The sequence below is a fragment of the Acidovorax sp. BLS4 genome (assembly GCF_032929295.1).
Lineage (GTDB): Bacteria > Pseudomonadota > Gammaproteobacteria > Burkholderiales > Burkholderiaceae_C > Paracidovorax.
This window is the reverse complement of record NZ_CP136797.1, coordinates 4,703,876-4,722,806: the sequence shown is the minus strand read 5'-3', so window position 1 is coordinate 4,722,806 and position 18,931 is coordinate 4,703,876. Positions and strand designations below refer to the sequence as shown.

The window sequence follows — 18,931 nt, the reverse complement described above, 5'->3', positions numbered from 1 at the left end:
TTCAACCAGGGATCGGAGAAGGAACGGACGCGGCGGCAGACAGCACCTGCGCGCTTTCGGGCGGCACCGCCTGCAGCGCGGCGCGGTCGTACATGGCCCCCATGGCGACCACGATCTTTCTGGGGCCTTCGTAGGGGTCCCGGGCATGGGCGGCCAGCATGTTGTCCAGCATCACCACATCGCCCTGGCGCCAGTCGAAGCGCACCGCGCACGCCTCGTAGGCCTCGCCCACCAGCGCCATGGTCTCGTCGCTGATCGGAGAGCCATCGCCGTAGCAGACATGCCGCGGCATCCGCTCCATTCCGACCATGGCGAGCAGGTCTTGCCGCACTTCGGGCTCCAGGCAGCTCACGTGGTGCAGCTGAACCTGGTTGAAGAACACCCGCTCGCCGGTGATCGGGTGGACCATCACCGCAGGGCACCGCGTGCGGGTCTGCAGCGTGTCGCCATCCAGCCAGCGCCACTCGATTCCAGCAGCCGCCAGGCGGCTCTCCACCGCATCCCGGCGATCGGTCTTGTAGAAGTCCTGCCAGCTCACATCCAGGCCGGGCGTGAAGGTGCGCAGGTACAGCAGTTCCTTGCGCTCGAACTCGTCCACCAGGTCCGCCGGCAGGCGGCGCAGCATCTCCCGGCAATCGACGATGGGCGTCGCGCCGCCCACCGGCGACGGCAGTTCGCAGAAGAACCACTGCTTGCGGGGCCAGCGATCCAGGTGCGAGCTTTCGTTATGGAACAGGATCATCTGGCGCTCGGGGTACGGCGTGGAGCGATAGGTGTTGCGACCCCCCTCCTTCTTGGGCAGGTCACCGTAGCTCCCGTACAGCTCGGGCTCGATGGTCTCGGCGAACGCTTCGAAATCCTGCGGGCTCTTCAATCCCAGGTTGCGCAGCAGCAGGCCGCCGTGCTTGCGCAGCATGGACTCGATGAAGCCGCGCTGCTCACGGGCCCACGCGACCGGATCGAGGTCGTTGCCCGTGGCCTCGATCACCAACGGAAACTCCCGCTGCGCCGAGAGAAAGGACATGCGCACGGGAGAGCGTGCCGCGGCCTCTGCGGCAGGACGGCCCTTGACGGTGAGTTTCTTGAGTTTTTCCAGCTTGCTCGGCGCAAGCGACGAAGACAGCATCATTGAAGGCTCCTGAAAGAGAGGAAGGGCAAAGCGCTCGAGCGGCGCGTCGGGCGTGGCGACCACCTGCTGCAGCAGGCTGACCCAGGCATCGCTGGCGCGCACGATGGTTTCGTGCCGGTACAGGCGCGTGGCGTAGACCCATTCGATACCCAGGCCCTGCGCGTCCTCGACCACGAAGACCCCCAGGTCGAACTTGGACGTGGAGACCGGCTGCGTCGCCACTTCGATGGCCAGGTCCGGCAATTCGAAGCGGCTTTGCGGCAGGTTCTGCAGCACGAACAGCACCTGCACCAGCGGGTTGTGCTGGCGCGTGCGAGGCAGCCCGGTCAGCTCCACGATCTGGTCCAGGGGCATGTCCTGGTGTTCGAAGGCGCTCAAGGTGCTGTCCTTGGTCCGCGCCAGCCATTGCAGGAAGGTCAACCCGGGTTCCATGCGCGAGCGCAGCGGCAGCACGTTGACGAAAAAGCCGATGAGGCCTTCGAGATCGGAGTGGTTGCGCCCCGCGACGTCGGTGCCGATCACCAGATCGTCCGCGCCTGTCTGGCAGTGCATCTGCCACTCGAAAGCCGCCAGCAGCACGGTGAAAAGCGTCGTCCGCTCCCTTCTCGCCAGGGCCCCCAGGGCCTCGGCACATTCCCGGGGGATGCGCAGCCGCACCGAACGGCCCTCGGTCGACGCAACGGCCGGACGTTCGTGGTCCGGTCGGGGCGAGGACAGGGCCGGCGCCCCGGCCAGATAGCCGTGCCAGAAGGCTGGCGTGTCGGTGCGCCCCGGCGCCAGCCGGCGGCGGTGCCAGTCGGCATAGTCGGCGTACTGGAGTGCGAGGGGCGGCAGCGGCGAGGGACGATGGTCCTTCAACGCAGCGTAGAGGGCCACGAACTCTTTCACGAAAACAGTTTCCGACCAGCCGTCGAACGCGATGTGGTGCACGCAGAGGAGCAGCATGTGCCGATCGCTGCCGAGCCGCAGCAGGGCGGCCGAAAACACCGGACCGGACGACAGGTCGAACGGCGCTTTGGCGTGGGCGGACAGCGCTGCCTGCACGGCGAGGCTTTGCGCCGCGGCGTCGAGGCCCGACAGATCCTGCATCGGCACGGGCAACGGGCTGGCCGGCAGGATGTATGCAACCGGCTCGCCTTCGTCGTCCTGGCCGTAGCGGGTTCGCAGCACTTCGTGGCGCGCCACGATCGTGTCCAGGGCGCCCTGCAGCGCATGGACGTGCAGCGCGCCAGTGAGCGTCAACGCGGCGCTCACGTTGTAAGCGGTGCTTTTCACCGAGGCACCGGGCAATTGGTCCACGAGCCACAGGCGCTGCTGCGCTGGCGACAGCGGCATGTGCGCCTGGCGCTCCACCGGTACCAGGGCCGGCCCGCCTGCCATGGCAAGCCCGCCGTGAAGCGCCTTGCGAATGTCGCTGGCCATGGCGTGCAGCACGGGTTCTTCGAAGATGCGGCGCAAGGCCAGGTCCACGCCATAGGCCTGCCGCACCCGCGAGGCGAGCTGCGCTGCCAGCAGCGAATGGCCGCCGAGTTCGAAGAAGTGATCGCGCCGACCCACGGGCACCCCACCCAGCAGTTCGGACCACATGGCGGCCAGGGCCTGCTCTTCGGCCCCGTGCGGAGGTTCGAAATTCCGTGCAGGCGCCACGCCAGGGTCCGGAAGCGCCTTGCGATCCACCTTGCCGTTGGTGTTCAGCGGCAGCGCTGGAAGCGCCATCACCACGGCAGGCACCATATAGCTGGGCAGGGTGGCCGCCAACCGCGCCACCAGTTGCTCTGCCAGCGGGACCGGCTCATCCCCCTGCCCGGCGTGCACCACCACATAGCCCAGCAGCGTGGCGCCCGTGGCGCCCTCCCTGGCCACCACCACGGCTTCGCGCACTTCGGGTTGCGCGAGCAATTGCGCCTCGATTTCGCCCAGCTCGATCCGGTAGCCCCGGATCTTCACCTGATGGTCGATGCGCCCCAGGTATTCCAACTGCCCGTCAGCGCCCCAGCGTGCCAGATCGCCCGTGCGGTACAGGCGTTCGCCGCCAGGGCCTGCGATGAAGCGTTCGGCCGTCAGACCCGCCCGGCCCTGGTAGCCACGCGCCAGACCGACCCCACTCAGGAAAAGCTCCCCGGGCACGCCGGCGGGTGCCGGATTCAAGGCGCCGTCCAGCACGTGCAGCCCGGTCGCCGCAATCGCCTGGCCCAGCCGGGGCGGTCCTTCGACGCGGCCCGCGGTGGACCAGATGGTCGTTTCCGTGGGGCCGTACATGTTCCACAGCTCCAGCCCCAGGCCTTGCAGCGCGAGCGCCAGATCCGGCTGCAGGGCCTCACCGCCGCACAGGCCGCGAATACGGCGCGCCGCCATGGGCCTCCAGCCGCTCGTCAGCAAAAAGCGCCACCCCGCAGGCGTGGCCTGGAATGCCGTGGCGCCGCAGTCCTCGATCAACCGGGCCAGCGCCGAGGCGTCGCGCGTGACTTCGCGGGAGGCCAGCACGAGCCGCGCGCCGGTGACGAGCGGCAGATACACCTCCAGCGCGGCGATGTCGAAGGACAGCGAGGTGGCCGCCACCAGCACGTCATCCGCGCCCAGTCCGGGCTGCTCCTGCATGCTGCGCAGGAAATGGCCCAGGGCTTCGTGCCGCACCATCACGCCCTTGGGCAGACCGGTGGAACCGGAGGTGTAGATGGCATAGGCCAGGTGATCGCCATGCAGCGGAACCTGGGGATCTCGCTCGGATTCGCCCGCCAGCTCGGCGGAGTCGTAGTCCAGCACCGGCAATGTCTCCGTATGCGGTAGCCGGGCGCGCACCTGCGGCTGGGTAAGGAGCCAACCCATGCCGCTGTCCGCCACCATGTGGGCCAGCCGCTGGGCCGGCAGTTGCGGATCGAGCGGGACATAGGCACCGCCGGCTTTCAGCACCGCCAGCAGCGAGACGACCATGGCCGCGGACCGCTCCATGGCGATGCCGACCCGGCTGTCGGGGCGCACCCCATGGCGAATCAGGCGGTGCGCCATCTGGTTGGCCCGCCGGTTCAACGCCTCGTAGCTCAGTTGCTCATCGCCCGCCACCAGCGCGATGGCTTGGGGCCGGGATTGCACCTGCTGTTCGAACAAGCGGTGCACTGGCACGAAGGGGGCGTAGCGTCGGGCATTCGTTCCCCACCGCATCGACTGCTGGCGTTCCGCCTCGCCCTGCACCGTCAGTTCACAGACCCGGGCACCGGGCTCGGTGGCGAGCGCGCCGACCAGGCCTTCCAGGGCCGCCCTCATCCAGCTGCACAGGCGCTGCGCATCGACCCGCCGGTCCACCTTGGCCGTGAGCGTGAAGCCTGTGCCCTGGTCGTCCACGGCCAGCTCCAGCGGGTAATTGGTGCGCTCTTCGCTGCCAAGCCACTCCATGCCGTCCCAGATCGGGCTCTGAGGCCCCTCAGCGGGCGGGCTGTAGCGGTAGTTGAGCAATGCCGAGAACAACGGGGTGTTGCCCTGGAGTGCGCTGCAGCGCTGCGCCAGCGCCAGGCTGGCATGCTCGTGGTGCAGCAGATCGCTCAGTGCACGGTGCGTTTGCTCCACGCAGGCACCGACGGCCTGCGCACCGAGCCTTACGCGCAAGGGCAGCGTGTTGATGAAAAGACCCAGGGCGCGATCCGCGCCGGTTCCGCCCTGCATGCGGCCGAACAGAACGGTGCCGAAAACGACGTCGTCCTTGCCCGTGGCTTGTGCCAGCACCATGGCCCAGGCCAGATGGAACAGCGTCGCCGCACTCACGCCGTGCCGCTGAGCCTGTGCCCGCACCTGGGAGGCCAGGCCCGCCTCCAGCAAAAGGCCGGCCTGCGCGAGTTGCGTTCCATCGCCCTGCACATCGTGCAGCCCGAACGGTGCGGTGGGCTCATCCACATCGCTCAGCATGGAGCGAAAGAACGCCTCGTGGTCGGCCTGGCCGTTGGCGCGCCGGGCTTGCGCCACGAACTGCCGGAACGGCATGCACGGGCCCAACTCCTGCGCCCGGCCCTGCTGGATCAGCGCGATCTCCTGGATGATCAGTTCCAGCGTGGTGTGGTCCAGCACCAGGTGGTGGCTGGGCAATTGCAGCAGCCAGCGGCCGACAGAGGCATCGTGCGCGGCCACCGCGTGGATCATGGGTGCGCGGCGCACGTCGATCCGGTGACGCGCGGGGTCCACCAGCGCGGCCAGCCGTTCGGCGACGGCCATCTGAGGCACCGCCGTATCGTCGGCATTGCGGTCCGCCTCCATCCATTGCAATTGCAGGGGCGCATGGCGGTAGACCACCTGCACCGGCTCGGGCAGGCCGTCCCACAGCACAGCCGTGCGGAGAATGTCGTGGCGCTCGATGACCTGGTTGAAGCTGTCAATGAAGCGCTCCAGCCGCTCCTGGCTGTCGAAACCGAGCGCATGCAGCGTGATGTATGCGTCGCCTTCGCGCTGCAGGCGGTGGTGGAACAGCATGCCGTCCTGCAGCGGCGCCAGGGGATAGATGTCCTGGATGTTGCTCGCACCGCCCGGCACCTGCGCAACGATCTGCTGAATGTGTGCGGGCTCCAGCGCGATGAGGGGCAGCATCTCCGGGTGGATTGCCGAGGCGCCGGGCGGAATCCCGTTGGGCGGCACCGATACTTCCGCAGGGGCCGGCTCCTGCACAAGGGCCTGGGCAAAATCCGCCAGCTCCGGGTGCTGAAACAGCGTGCGTACCTGGACCGGCCAGCCCTTTTGGCGCACCTGGTCAAGAAGGCGCAGCGCCACCAGGGAGTGTCCCCCGATTTCGAAGAAGTTGTCATGGCGCCCCACGCGCTCCAGCCCCAGCACCTGCCCCCAGATCTGCGCCAGCGCCTGCTCCACCTCCCCCCGCGGCGCCTCGTACTCCCGCGCCCTTAGGCCTTCTTGCTCCCCCGCCCCCTCCATCCCCATCTGCCCCAGCGCCTTGCGGTCCACCTTGCCGTTGCCGTTCAGCGGCAACCCCTCGGCCACCACCACCACCGCCCCCGGCACCATGTACTCCGGCAGCCCCTGCCCCAGCCGCCCTCTCAGCGCCCCGAGCTCGATCGCCTGCCCCGCCTGCGGCGACACGTACGCCACCAGCCTCGCACCGCTGTCGCGCTCCTGCACCAGCACCACCGCCTCCCTCACCTCGGGCTGCGCCAGCAACTGCGCCTCGATCTCCCCCAACTCGATCCGGAACCCCCGGATCTTCACCTGATGGTCGATGCGCCCCAGGTATTCCAGCTCCCCGCCCGCGCTCCAGCGCACCCGGTCCCCCGTGCGGTACAGCCGCTGTCCCCCCTCCGCAGCGATGAAGCGCTGCGCGGTGAGCGCCGCCTGCCCCAGGTACCCCCGCGCCAGCCCCTCGCCCGCCACGTACAGCTCGCCCGGCAGTCCGATGGGCACGGGCTGCAGCGAGCTGTCCAGCACGCGCAGCCCCAGGTCCGGGATGGCCACGCCCACGGGGCTGCGCGCCGCATCCAGGTCGGCCCGCGTCACGGGCCGGTAGGTGACGTGCACGGTGGTCTCGGTGATCCCGTACATGTTGATGAGCCTCGGCCGGGCATCGCCCCAGTGCTCGATCCATTTCCTGAGCCGCTGCGGCTCCAGGGCCTCGCCCCCGAAGATGACCCAGCGCAGCGCCAGCCCACTCTCGTAGGCCTCTTGCTGCTCCATGAGCTGACCGAAGGCCGAGGGGGTCTGGTTGAGCACGGTGACCTGCTGCTCGCGCAGCAGCTGCACGAAGTCCTGCGGCGAGCGGCTGACCCAGTACGGCACGATGACCAGCCGCCCCCCGGTGCACAGGGCCCCGAAGATCTCCCACACGGAGAAGTCGAAGGCGTAGGAGTGAAACAGCGTCCAGGTGTCCTCGGGCCCGAAGTGGAACCACGGCTGGGTGGCATCCAGCAGCCGCGTGGCGTTGCGGTGGCTCAGCTGCGCGCCCTTGGGCCGCCCGGTGGAGCCGGAGGTGTAGATGACGTAGGCCAGCCCCTCGGGGTGCACGGCGATGCCGGGGTTACCCCCAGCCTCGCCCTGCCAATCCAGGGTGTCCAGCTCCACGGTAGGCAGGCCTTCGGCCCAGGCGAGCGATCCGCGCAAGGCGCTGTGGGTGAGCACCAGGGCCACGGCGCTGTCCTGCGCCATGTAGGCCAGGCGATCGGCTGGGTACTGCGGGTCCAGGGGCACGTAGGCCCCCCCGGCCTTGAGGATGGCGAGCATGCCAACGACCGTCTCCAGGCCCCGCTCCAGCGCCAGGCCCACCCGGACCTCGGGGCCCACGCCGCGACCGATGAGGTGGTGGGCCAGTTGGTTGGCCTGGCGGTTGAGCTCTCCGTAGCTCAGCTGCCGATCGCCCAGCACCAGGGCAACGGCATCCGGCCGCGCCCGCGCATGGCGCTCGATCCGCGCGTGCAGGAAACCCTCCCCCACCGGCTCAGCCACCCTCCCGCGCGCTCCCCAACCCTGCAGCCGCTCTCTCTCACGGACATCTAGCAGGTCCAGCTCTCCTACCGCCTGCTCAGGCCGTTGTGTCAGCGCCCGCAGCACCGCCTGGTACTGGCGGGCCATGCGCTCGATGGTCTCCGGATCAAACAACTCGGATGCGTAATGAAACGCAGCGTGAATCCGGCCATCGGCATGCTCGCGAATGTCCAGCGTCAATTCGAACTGCGCTGCCTGCCCACCGATGTCGTAGGCCTGCAGCGAGAGGCCCGGCAACTGGGTGAGTGCATCGAAATCGCCGCGCTGGTGGTTGAACATCACCTGGAACAGCGGAGGATGGTCCAGGCTGCGGTCGACGCCCAGCGCCTGAACCAGTTGCTCGAAGGGCAAATCCTGGTGCAACTGGGCACCCAGCGCAGCCTCTTGCACGCGGGCCAGTACGGACTGCAGGGTGGCGCGGTCATCCACCACCGCACGCATCACCAGGGTGTTCACGAAGAAGCCGACGATGCCTTCCGTCTCCACACGGTGGCGATTGGCCAGGGGCACGCCCACTCGGATGTCGTCCTGCCCCGTACACCGCTGCAGCAGGATCTGCCATGCGGCCAGCAGCACCATGAACGGTGTCCCACCGCAGGCCTGGGCACAGCGCTGCACCCCCAGCGCCAGATCCGGTGCCAACTCGATGCGGTGCCGCGCCCAGCGGTAGCGGCCATCGGCCCGCCGTGCATGGTCGGCCGGCAGTTGCAGCACGGGCTGATCGCCTCCGAGCTGCTGGGTCCAATAGGCCAGTTGCCGCTCCATTTCACCGGCTTCCAGCCATTGCTTTTGCCAGGCGGCGTAATCCGCGTACTGGATGGGCAAAGGCGCCAAGCTGACGGGGTCGCCCGACACCTGGGCACGGTACTGCGCGACGAACTCGTCCACGATCACCTGCAGCGAAGCGCCGTCGGACACGATGTGGTGCATCACCACCACCATCACATGCTCGTCCTGTGCCAGGCGGATCAGTGCCGCACGCAACAGTGGCCCCGCGGTGAGATCGAAAGGCGCATTGCAAAGGCGCTGAGCTTCGGCGAGCGCAGCGGCTTCCCTTGTTGCCACCGGCTGCGGCGTCAGATCCACCACCCGCCAGTCCAGCGGCATCGCGGTGCCGACCACCTGCTCGACCTCGCCCTGCGTGCCGGTGCGAAAGACCGTTCTCAGCGCCTCGTGGCGCTCCACCAGTGCGGCCAAGCTGCCGCGCACCGCGGCCTCGTCCAGCGCGCCGCGCAACCGCAATGCCGCGCTGATGTGATACGCCGTGCTCTGCGGGTCCATCTGCCAGAGGAACCACTGGCGAAGCTGGGCATACGACAGTGGCGAACGCTCCCGCCATGCGGCATCGCGCGGCAGGATCGGGAACTGGTGGGGACTCAGGCCCTCGGCGCGGATTTTCTGGTAGACGACGCGGCGTTGTTCAGCCGTCAATCGGGAAAAGCGCTCAGCGATGCGGCGGGTGGCAACGGCTTCCATCAAAGGGTCTCCATGCTGTCAATCAATGCGTCGATGTCCGACAGGGCCTGCGCCGCAGGGCGTTGGCCCTGTGCTGGCACGAGCAAGGCAGCCATGTCCCGCAGCACCGGGGACTGAAAGACCTGGCGGATCGTGAGTTCGGTGTGCAATCGGTCCTGCACGCGGGCGACCAGCCTGGTGGACAGCAGCGAGTGACCACCCAGCTCGAAGAAATGGTCATTGCGCCCTACGCGCTCCACCCCCAGCACCTCGGCCCAGATCTGCGCCAGCGCCCCTTCGATCTCCCCCTGCGGCGCCTCGTACCCCGAACCCCCTCCGAACTGCGCCTTCGGCAGTGCCTTCCTGTCCACCTTGCCGTTGGCATTCAGCGGCAGCCCCGGCTGCACCACCACCGCCCCCGGCACCATGTAGTCCGGCAACGCCTTGCCCAGCCTCTCGCGTCGATCCGGGCGGACAAGGGGCTGCTGATCACCACGTACCCGCAGGACTTCACCTCCAAGGTGGCGAGCAACAACCCGGACGGGTTCGATCAGCTGGGTGCGACGCTGGCCAACACCTCTTCACTCATGCAGGAGGCCGGGCAGGCCGTGTCGTCGGTGAACGCCACCATCGGCGCATTGGCGGATGCCAAGTCCTCGCAGATCGCCAGCATGGGGGCAGGCATTGCGGCCATGACCGGGGGCGCGGCGGGCGGCTTGGCCTCGCTGGCCAAGATGGCAAGTTCCCGCTCGGGTGGCGATGGAGGAGGGGGCGCGGAAACGGCCATGCCCACCAACACCGACCCTGCCATGCCGGATGCGCGTGGCCTGATGGATTTGTCCAAGGACATCACCAAGCCGATCGTGTCCATCGTGAGCCCGGAAGGGCAAAGCATGATCAGTCCCAAGCCCATCGTCGTCAGTTCGGGCCAGAGCACGTCGGTGCATGCCCAGCAGCACGTGACCATCTCCAGTGGCGCGCAACTCACGCAGTTGGCCAAGGCCGGCATGCTCACGCATGTGACTTCGGGCGGGCAAAGCAACATGGTCTCGGGCGGGGACGTTGCCTCCGTGGCCCAAACCGGCAACATGAATCTGGTGGCGGAGCAGAACATATCGCTGTCCTCCACCAGCCTGAACGCCAACGTGCTGGCCAAGGAAAACGTGGTGGTGAATGCGCAGAGCGACACGGTGTTCGTGAACGCGGGCAAGAACATCACGCAGGTGGCGGGAGAGAGCGTGACCCTGGTTTGCGGCGCGGCGTCCATCACCTTGAAGGCCGATGGCACGATCGTGCTCAATGGCGTGAAAGGCGTCTTCAACTTCCAGGACGACCTTGACCAGTTCGGGAAAAAGATCAACCTCAATTGCTGAGGCCCTCCGCCCGAGGCCTCCAGAGGAAAAAACCATGCTTTATCACTTCCAAGAAGGCCACATCACGGCACCGCCCCATGTGACGGACCGCACCATGCACCTGCTGGCGCCCGAGCCCGGCTCCGGCGGCATGACCATCGCGATCTCGAAGGACCCGCTGGAGGCGGACGAAACGCCTCCGGAGTTCTTGAAGCGCCAGTTGAACGATCTTTCCCGGCAAGTGAGCAAATTCACCCGCAGCGAGATCGAGCCCGCATTTTTGGGGGCCGGCCAAAAAATCGGCGGCTCGAAGTTTTCGGTGAGCTACAAGCAGCAGGGCAAAACGGTTTACCACGTGCAGTCGCTGTTCCTGCTGCCGGACACGCGCCAGGTGCTGAGCCTGACGTTCTCGCTGCCGGTCCCTTTCACCGATGAGCACCACAAGATGGTGAGCGATGTCTTGGGGAGTTTCGTCTTGCGTGAGTGACGACGGGGCGACGACCCGAACGCACGTGCCTGAAGGCACGGCTTGAAAAAAGATGGAGACAAAACATGGGTGGACTGGCGGCGGCGAGGCTGGGCGACGACATCGGGCACGTGTCGGTGTGGTCGAGGCTGGCGCGGGTGGGGTTGCGGCTGGCGTCGGGGATGGTGGAGACCTTGCTGGTGGCAGGTGCGGTGGCGCTGTTGGCTGGGGTATCGGTGGCCACCATGGGCTGCGGGGCGATCCTGGCGTGCGGCCTGTTGGCCGGCTTTATCGGAGGGGCGACCGGCTGGAGCAGCTACAAGGAAAAGAAGATCCAGGAGATGACCGAGGACATCGGTGAACTGGAGATCACGGGCAAGCTGGGCGCGCAGGGGGCGGGCACCGTTCTCATCGAAAAACGCCTGGCCATGCGGGCCGTCGCCGATTTCACCGCCTGCACCAAGCACTCCTCTCCCAATCCCAATTTCATCGCCGAGGGCACCGACAGCGTCTTCATCGAAACTTTTCCCGCTGCGCGCAAGGGCGACAAGCTCATGTGCGCCGCGCAGATCGCCACCGGCGCGGACACCGTCTTCTTCGGCGGCAACAAGACTGCCTACCTCAACGTCGCCGACGACAAGCTGTGGTGGGAGACCGCGCTGGAGATCGGTGTCGGCCTGGCCATGGGGCGTGGCAACTTCCTGGGGCGGGTGGGGTGCCTGGCCATGGGCGCCGTCGTCGGCATGGCCGGCGAGTGGCTCGGGCGCGGGTTCCGGTCCCTGATCGGCTATCCCGTGCACCCCGCGACGGGCGGCAAGGTCCTGGACGGCAGCCGCGACACCGACTTCGTGCTCCCCGGGCCTTTGCCCATCGAATGGCGGCGCTTTTACAGCAACCACGACCACCGTCAGGACACCGCGCACGGCGAGGGCTGGAGCGTGCCCTACGACATCGAACTGCACGTGGTTCGCCCAGCGTCCGGCAGTGGACAGGCCGGGCGCCTCGTTTACGTCAATCCGCAGGGGCGGCACATCGAGCTGCCCTGGGTCGAACCAGGCAACGCCCTCTTCAACACTGGAGAGGGCTTCATCGTTGGGTGCACCGCCGGGGGGCACTTCGAAGTCAGCGGCCTCGACCACATCCACGAGCAATTCGGCCCGGCGCCCGAAGAGCCCGGCACCCATGTCCTCAAGCTCCTGCGCCTGCGCGACCGTTTCGGGCACTGGATCGCGCTGCGTTACGACAGCGCGCGGCGCTTGGTGGGCCTCACCGACCACCTGGGGCGGGTGCTGCGGCTGGACTACGCGGGGCAGGCCCGCCAGGTGCAGTCCATCCACTTGGTACAGGCCGCCCCCGGCGAGCAGCTGGGCCTGCTCGCCAGCTACCGCTATGCGGCCGAGAGTCCCCATCAGGATCGCCAGGGCCCCGGTCATTCGCCCGAAGACCCCGTGCCTGGCCAGCTCACCGAAGTGCTCGACCGCACGCGCAGCCTCACCCGGCGCTTTGCCTATGCCGAACGCCTTATGGTCCTGCAGGTTGATGCCGGCGGCTTTGCGTGCCACTACGCCTGGGAGAGCGCCGCGCAGGCCAGCGGCCCCGAGCGCCAGGACGGCGCGCGTGGCCCCCAGGGCCAGCGCCTGCGCGACCGCCGCGTCGTGCGCCACTGGACCGAGGACGGCGAAACCTACGACATCGCCTACACCCTGACCGGCGAGGACGGCATTGCGAACCGGGGGGCGCAATCCACCGGCGGCGAAACGACCGCCACCGACCAGCTGGGCCGCTGCCAGCGCTGGCGATGGGACCGCCATCACAACCTCACCCGATACCAGAACCCCCTGGGCCACACCTGGCAGCTGCGCTGGAGCGAGCGGCGCGAACTGCTCACCTGCACACGGCCCAGCGGCGCCACCATCACGTTTCAGTACGACGAGAACGCCCTGCAGACCGGCATCATCGACCCGCTGGGCCGCCTCACACGTACCCTGTGGGACAGCCGCTGGTTCGTGCCCTTGCGCGTGACCGGGCCCGACGGCGCCACCTGGCGCTGGGAATACGACGACCGGGGCCTGCCCACCACCGAAACCACGCCGGACGGCCGCACCACTGAGACCGCCTGGGACGCCAGCGGCCTGCCCGTGCAGATCACCGACGCGCGGGGCGGGCGCAGCACCCTCGTGTGGAACGAGCGCGCGCTGCTCATGCGCCACACCGACTGCTCCGGACAAAGCACCCACTACGCCTACGACGGGCATGGGCAGTTGCAAAGTGTCACCGACGCGCTCGGGCAGGTCACCCGCAGCACCTTCGATGCGCGCGGGCGCCTCGTGTCCGTGGCCCTGCCCGACGGCAGCAGCCAGACCTTCGCGCACGACAGCGCCGGGCGCCTCGTGCAGCACACCGATGCACTCTCGCGCGCCACGCGCTATGGCTACAACGCGCGGGGCCAGCGCCTGTGGCGCGTGGACGCCGAAGGGCGGCAAAGTGGCGTGCGCTACGACGCGGCGCACCGCATGGCCGAGTTCACGACAGAAAACGGCGCCAGCTACCGCTTCGGCTACGACGCTGGCGACCGGCTTATCGAAGAGGTGCGCCTGGACGGCACGCGCATCGCGCTCGAATACAACCCCGACGGCCAGGTCACCGCCATCACCCATCACGCGGGCGGGGGCGATGACGTGTTCGGGGACATCGAAACCCAGGCCGCCGAAGGCACCCTGGCGCAAGGACTTAAGGTGCAGAGCGCCATGCCCGCGCGGCGCACCGAAATCGTGCGCGACGCGCTCGGGCGCCTCATGGAAAAGCGCTGCCAGGGCCAGATCCTGCGCTACCGGCACGATGCCGCGGGGCGGGTGGTGGAGGCCGCGCGCCTGCGGGTGGTAGAAGAAGGAGATGGCGAACCTGACCACCAGGATCCCGCCCGGGAAGAGCTGCTGCACACCGTGCGCTTCGAATACGACGCCGTGGGCCATCTGGTGGCCGAGCACGCCACGGATGCGGTCACCGGGCACACCCACCGCCTGCGCCACGCGCACGACGCACTCGGGCACCGCACGCGCACCGAACTGCCTGCCGTCGCCCGGCCCGGCGGCCGGGTGCTGCAGCGCAGCGTGAACTACCTGCGCTACGGCTCGGGGCACTTGCACCGCATCGGCCTGGGCCTGCGGGAATCGCTGGCGGCCGAAGCGGTTGAAGGGGGCGAAGCGGCAAGAGAAGAAGGCGATGACCTGACTGCCGTGCCGGCGAGCGAGGCGCACCGGCTGATCGCCGACTTCGAGCGCGATGCGCTGCACCGCGAAGTGCACCGCAGCCAGGGCAGCCTGGGAACGCGCTATCTGCTCGATCCGCTGGGGCGGCGCGTTGGCAGCTGGACGCGCTCGGATGCGGGCCTGCAGGCGGAGGGCTGGGAGCGCGAGTGGCATCAGCAGCAGGTGGAGTTGGCCGAGCACGGCCCCAGCCATGCCACCGGCCTGCTCAAGCAATACCGCTACGGCGCGGCGGGCGAGCTGCGCGACAGCGTGCACAGCCACAAGGGGCGCAGCAGCTTCCAGTACGACGGCACCGGGCGGGTGCTGCAGGCCTTGCGCATGGGGCCGGGGGCCGGGCAGGGCGCGCCGAATGCATCGGGCGCCTCGGGCCCCGAGCGCACGCAGGAGCGTTTCGACTACGACCCCGCCGGCAACCTGATGGACTCGCAGGCAAGTCATGGGGTGGGAGCGGGACCGGCGGGCGCCGGTTCGCGCGGCTACCTGCGCGACAACCTCGTGCGCGTGTACGAAGACAAGCGCTACGCCTACGACGGCCTGGGCCGCCTGGTCCAGAAAAAGAGCGGGCGGCACACGCTGCAGCACTTCGAGTGGGATGCGGAGGACCAACTGGTGGCCGTGACCACGGTGCGCCGCCCGGGCACGGCCGAGGCAACGCGCCAGGTCACGCGCTACCGTTACGACGCGCTGGGGCGGCGGGTGGCGAGCGAGGACGCGTTCGGAGTGACGGAGTTCGTGTGGGAGGGAATGCGGCTGATCGAGGAACGCCGCGGGACGCGGGTGACCAGCTATGTGTACGAGCCGGGCGGCTATGTGCCGCTGGCGCGCATCGATGCGCAAGGGGGCAGGGCGGTCGAAGCTGTGCAGGCGACGGTGCCAGCCACGGGGCGGGCCAGGGAACAGGCCGCGCCACGCGAAGAGGCGCCGGACGGCGCGCAGATCTACTACTTCCATGCCGACCCCTCGGGCCTGCCGGAGGAACTGACCGACCCCGAGGGCCAGGTGCGCTGGCGCGCCAGCTACCGCACCTGGGGCGGGGCGCTCAAGGAGCAGTGGGAGGCGGTGCGCATCGACGGCAGCGCCATCCCCGAGGCGCAGGCGCACGGCCGGGGCGAGGCGATCGAGCAGAACCTGCGGCTGCAGGGGCAGTACCTGGACCGTGACACAGGGCTGCACTACAACACGTTCCGCTTCTACGACCCGGACATCGGGCGCTTCATCAGCGCCGACCCCATCGGGCTGGCGGGTGGCAGCCATCTGCATCTCTATGCGGACAATCCATTGCGGTGGACCGACCCTTGGGGCCTGGAAAAGTACGTCATCATCGGAGAGGGGCAGGGCGCCGTGGAGGCCTATGCCAAGGCGATGAGAGAGAACCCCCGGCTGTCGGGACACGAGTTCAGAACGATCAAGAAGGACTGGCCTGGAGTCATCCGTTCCAGTGGCGCCTCCACCGAAACCATGAGTTCCTACGAATGGGAGCGCAAGGCCGTGCAAGGCAATATCGACTGGATCAATGATCGCCATGCAGAAGGTTATAAATTCATCGATATCGGGGCTGATGGCGCAGAAAATCGAAGCTCTTTTTACCTTGCGGAGAAACAGGCCTTGACGGACCTTGGCGTCAAACCGGCGCGAGGAAACGCAGCGGCCATTGCTGCCGCGCGAGCCGCGGCGCCTGTGAGCGGCCGGCCAAAATCCAAACTGGGATGCTGAATGGATTCTTCCTTTTCCAACGAGTACATCGCCACGTGGATCCATGTGCCGATACCGCGCCATGGCGAAGAACGAGCGCGAAATTTCTACGAGAAAGACCTCGGGTTCAAAAGAAGCTACAGCGAGTTTTGGGTGGCAGAAGACGGCTTGGTGCGTTTGCAACTCAAGTTTGTGGAGCACGTTGAACAAATCAACGCGCTCCAGCCGTCATCGCTGTGCAGCATCTTTCTGAATGGCGACTTTCTCTCGCTGTGCGAGCGCTGGATGCACCAAGGCGTGTCCATCGAATTGCTGCAACTCGATCCAGGAGGCTTCACCGCGGTCGTTTTGGACCCCTTCCTCAATCGCCTTGAGTTTCGTGGCGATGAAGAGTCCAGTGATTTCTCGATCGACACGAGTCAGTGGCCTTTTTTTCGCCGCGCTTAGCTGATCTTCAGCCCATTCCTTCGGGTTTGATCTGGGCGCGCGCAATGACGGGTTTCCAGCGAGCCTGTTCTGATTTGATGAAAGCGTCGAACTCCGCACTGGTGTTTCCAACCGCCAAAGCCGTTTCCTGAGACAGCTTTTCCTTGACCAGAGAGCTTCGCGCTGCCTTGACGGCCTCGGTTTCCAGTTTGGCCAGATGGGCTTTGGGCCATTTGCTGGGGGCCATCAACCCGTACCACTGGGTCATTTCGAAACCTTTGAACCCCTGTTCAGCCACCGTGGGCACATCCGGCAATTGGGGAAGCCGCTGTGCGGTTCCCGTGGCAATGCAGCGCAATTTCCCGGCCTTGATGAAAGGCAGCAGGGCCGGTGCGCCCACGGCTGCGGCCTGCAGACGGCCGGCCATCAGGTCGGTGAGCATGGGGCCCGTTCCCCGATACGGCACGTGCAACATGAACGTGTCGGTCACCATCTTCAAATACTCGAATGCCAGATGGCCAGCGCTGCCATTTCCCGCAGAACCGTAATTGAGCTGGCCCGGACGGGCTTTTGCATAGGCAATGAATTCCGAAAGACTCTTGATCGGCAGATCCGGATGCACCACGTACAAGCTTGGCACTTTGGACACCAGCGTGATGGGCGCAAAGTCACGGTTGGCGTCGTATGGCAGCTTCGGAAAGATGTAGGGGTTGACGGCCAGCGTACCGATATGGCCCAGGATCAATGTGTGCTCGTCGGTGCTGTTGGCGACTTCCTGCATGGCGATGTTTCCTGCAGCGCCCGGCTTGTTGTCCACGAACACGTTCTGACCGATGGTCTTGGACATTTCTGCAGCGACCGCGCGGGCCACGATTTCGGAGCTGCCGCCGGGCGCAAATGGGACCACCAGTCGCAGTGGTTTCGTGGGCCAGGTGGATTGGGCACTCCCGATGCGCCATGGCAGAACCGAAACGGCGGCTGCAGAGCCTGAGAGAACGAGGCGACGGCGGCTGAGTACCGCCGGATGTGAAATGCGCATGGCTTGTCTCCATATCGTTGTAGTCAAGCAAACTGCGGGTGATGCAGATGCAGGGGCTTGCTCAGCTTAATGCAAGGTGGGCGTGGCATGGTGAGACTCAAAGCAGATCACGCAAGCATCCGTGCTTTAGTGATTTTACATAATATACATCGTATCTAGTTATGGATCAGTGCTGAGAGTTTGCATCGACCCATTCCTGTCCCGCGTCAGCCTGACGATCCTGTCTTGGCCGTCATATCTAGCTTGGGCCAACCCACGCGGCCGAACCAAGCGCCGCCCGCGATGGCCATCGCATTCATCGACCCATACACCACCAGCGCTACCGCCTGGGCCGTGAACACTTGGATCAGCGTTCCGCCGGATTCCATCGCCCACCAGCCGCCGATGCCAGCGACCATCAAACGCGCAACGTTTCCGCCCACCGGCCAAGCCAGCCGCCCGGCGCCTTGTGACGCAAAGTACAGCGCCAGTCCCAGTCCGAAAAAGCCGTAGACCGGTCCTACGATCCGCAAATATTGGGCGCCGGCTTCCAGCATCGCGGGATCGGAACCGAACAGGCCAAGCCACGCATGGGGAAACAGCGCGGCGGTCACGCCGATGCCCTCGGTCAGTACAAACGCGACGGCTGCGCCGATCCAGGTCGCGCGCAGCGCGCGGGCGCGGTCGCCAGCGCCCAGGCATGTGCCGACCAGTGTGACCAGTGGCGCCCCCAGTCCGAACACCAAGGGGACGAGGATGTATTCCAGCCGCGATGCCGTGCCATAGCCTGCAATGGCGGCCGGCCCGAAATGCCCGACCAGTCCCGTGGCGATGCCAATGGTGAGATTGGTGGCAAGCGTCGATACGGCGCCTGCAAGCCCAACCCGCAAGATGCTGCCGAACAAGGCGCCGCGCCATTGAAGCCCTTGGCGAGACAGCCGCAGCAAGCTGTGACGCGAACGCAGATACGCGCACAGCGCCAGCGTTCCGCCCAGGTAATACAACACCAGCGCCAGCGCGCCCCCGGCAATGCCCAGGCCGGGAATCGGCCCCCAGCCGAAGATCAGGACTGGCGACAGCGGCACGAGCAGCACCGTGCCGGCGGTCGTGATTTTGGCTGGCAGCGCCATGTTTCCCGTTCCGCGCACCACCGCCGACAATGCGTTGAACAGCCACACCAGCACCGCGCCGGCAAACACTGTGTGCGAATAGGTGAGCGCTGCCTCCAGCGACGCGCCCTCCCCGCCCATCGAACGGTAAAGCGCCGCCCCGCCCCACCACAGCACCACCGTGAACAAAAAGCCGAAGGCGATGGCAATCACCAGCCCGGCCCACGCCAGCGATTCAGCCTGCGCAAGGTCGCGGCGGCCCAAAGCGCGCGCGATGGCGGACGCGATGGCACCGCCCATGGCGCCGGCAGACGTCATCTGCATCAGCATGACGATGGGAAAGACCAGCGCCATGCCAGCCAGCGCATCAGTACCAAGGCGGCCGATGAACCACGTTTCGATGAGGCCCGCCGAAGCCTGCGCCACCATGATCAGGACGTTGGGCGCCGCCATGCGCAACAGCAAGGGCGCCAGCGGCGCCTCCAGCATGCGGCGGGTGCGTGGATCCAGCTGGGGCGGCTCTGACGCCGAAGAAGCCGAAGCCAGGGCA

At 67.1% G+C, this 18,931-nt stretch carries 8 protein-coding genes; 4 read left to right on the top strand and 4 right to left on the bottom strand.

Translation table 11 applies throughout. The features are described from left to right. Nucleotide 1: 1 nt before the first annotated feature. Nucleotides 2-9,070 carry a non-ribosomal peptide synthetase gene (locus R1Z03_RS21790; protein WP_317355071.1) on the bottom strand — a complete coding sequence of 3,023 codons (9,069 nt, stop codon included), beginning with the start codon at nucleotides 9,068-9,070 and terminating at the stop codon, nucleotides 2-4. Next, complete coding sequence (locus R1Z03_RS21785; protein WP_317355068.1) at nucleotides 9,070-9,489, bottom strand: phosphopantetheine-binding protein; 420 nt, start codon at nucleotides 9,487-9,489, stop codon at nucleotides 9,070-9,072. Before R1Z03_RS21785 ends, R1Z03_RS21790 begins: the two co-directional genes overlap by 1 nt. Nucleotides 9,490-9,570: 81 nt before the next feature. Between R1Z03_RS21785 and R1Z03_RS21780 the strand changes: the two genes are divergently transcribed. The 4 genes from R1Z03_RS21780 to R1Z03_RS21765 all read left to right on the top strand — a co-directional run bounded on the left by R1Z03_RS21780 (nucleotide 9,571) and on the right by R1Z03_RS21765 (nucleotide 16,275). Continuing rightward, nucleotides 9,571-10,422 (top strand): DUF2345 domain-containing protein, encoded by an 852-nt coding sequence (locus tag R1Z03_RS21780; protein ID WP_317355065.1) that lies wholly within the window; start codon nucleotides 9,571-9,573, stop codon nucleotides 10,420-10,422. Between the two features lie 34 nt (nucleotides 10,423-10,456). After that, a complete protein-coding gene (locus R1Z03_RS21775) occupies nucleotides 10,457-10,888 on the top strand; it encodes a DUF1795 domain-containing protein (protein WP_284399712.1) in 432 nt (143 codons plus the stop codon). A gap of 65 nt (nucleotides 10,889-10,953) precedes the next feature. After that, nucleotides 10,954-15,849, top strand: coding sequence for an RHS repeat-associated core domain-containing protein (locus tag R1Z03_RS21770; protein ID WP_317355061.1), 4,896 nt, complete (start codon nucleotides 10,954-10,956; stop codon nucleotides 15,847-15,849). Beyond that, complete coding sequence (locus tag R1Z03_RS21765) at nucleotides 15,850-16,275, top strand: hypothetical protein (RefSeq protein ID WP_317355058.1); 426 nt, start codon at nucleotides 15,850-15,852, stop codon at nucleotides 16,273-16,275. It begins immediately after the preceding gene. 7 nt (nucleotides 16,276-16,282) lie between these two features. Here R1Z03_RS21765 and R1Z03_RS21760 read toward each other — a convergent pair whose 3' ends face one another. Further along, nucleotides 16,283-17,293 carry a tripartite tricarboxylate transporter substrate binding protein gene (locus tag R1Z03_RS21760; RefSeq protein WP_317355056.1) on the bottom strand — a complete coding sequence of 337 codons (1,011 nt, stop codon included), beginning with the start codon at nucleotides 17,291-17,293 and terminating at the stop codon, nucleotides 16,283-16,285. A 206-nt stretch (nucleotides 17,294-17,499) separates the two neighbouring features. Further along, nucleotides 17,500-18,870 carry an MATE family efflux transporter gene (locus R1Z03_RS21755; RefSeq protein ID WP_317360456.1) on the bottom strand — a complete coding sequence of 457 codons (1,371 nt, stop codon included), beginning with the start codon at nucleotides 18,868-18,870 and terminating at the stop codon, nucleotides 17,500-17,502. Nucleotides 18,871-18,931 lie beyond the last annotated feature (61 nt).

What these genes read in the sequence shown, in the direction of transcription:
- R1Z03_RS21790 (WP_317355071.1), bottom strand. Translation starts at nt 9,070, where the DNA reads ATGGAAGCCGTTGCCACCCGCCGCATCGCTGAGCGCTTTTCCCGATTG.
- R1Z03_RS21775 (WP_284399712.1), top strand. Translation starts at nt 10,457, where the DNA reads ATGCTTTATCACTTCCAAGAAGGCCACATCACGGCACCGCCCCATGTG.
- R1Z03_RS21770 (WP_317355061.1), top strand. Translation starts at nt 10,954, where the DNA reads ATGGGTGGACTGGCGGCGGCGAGGCTGGGCGACGACATCGGGCACGTG.
- R1Z03_RS21765 (WP_317355058.1), top strand. Translation starts at nt 15,850, where the DNA reads ATGGATTCTTCCTTTTCCAACGAGTACATCGCCACGTGGATCCATGTG.
- R1Z03_RS21760 (WP_317355056.1), bottom strand. Translation starts at nt 17,293, where the DNA reads ATGCGCATTTCACATCCGGCGGTACTCAGCCGCCGTCGCCTCGTTCTC.
- R1Z03_RS21755 (WP_317360456.1), bottom strand. Translation starts at nt 18,870, where the DNA reads ATGCTGGAGGCGCCGCTGGCGCCCTTGCTGTTGCGCATGGCGGCGCCC.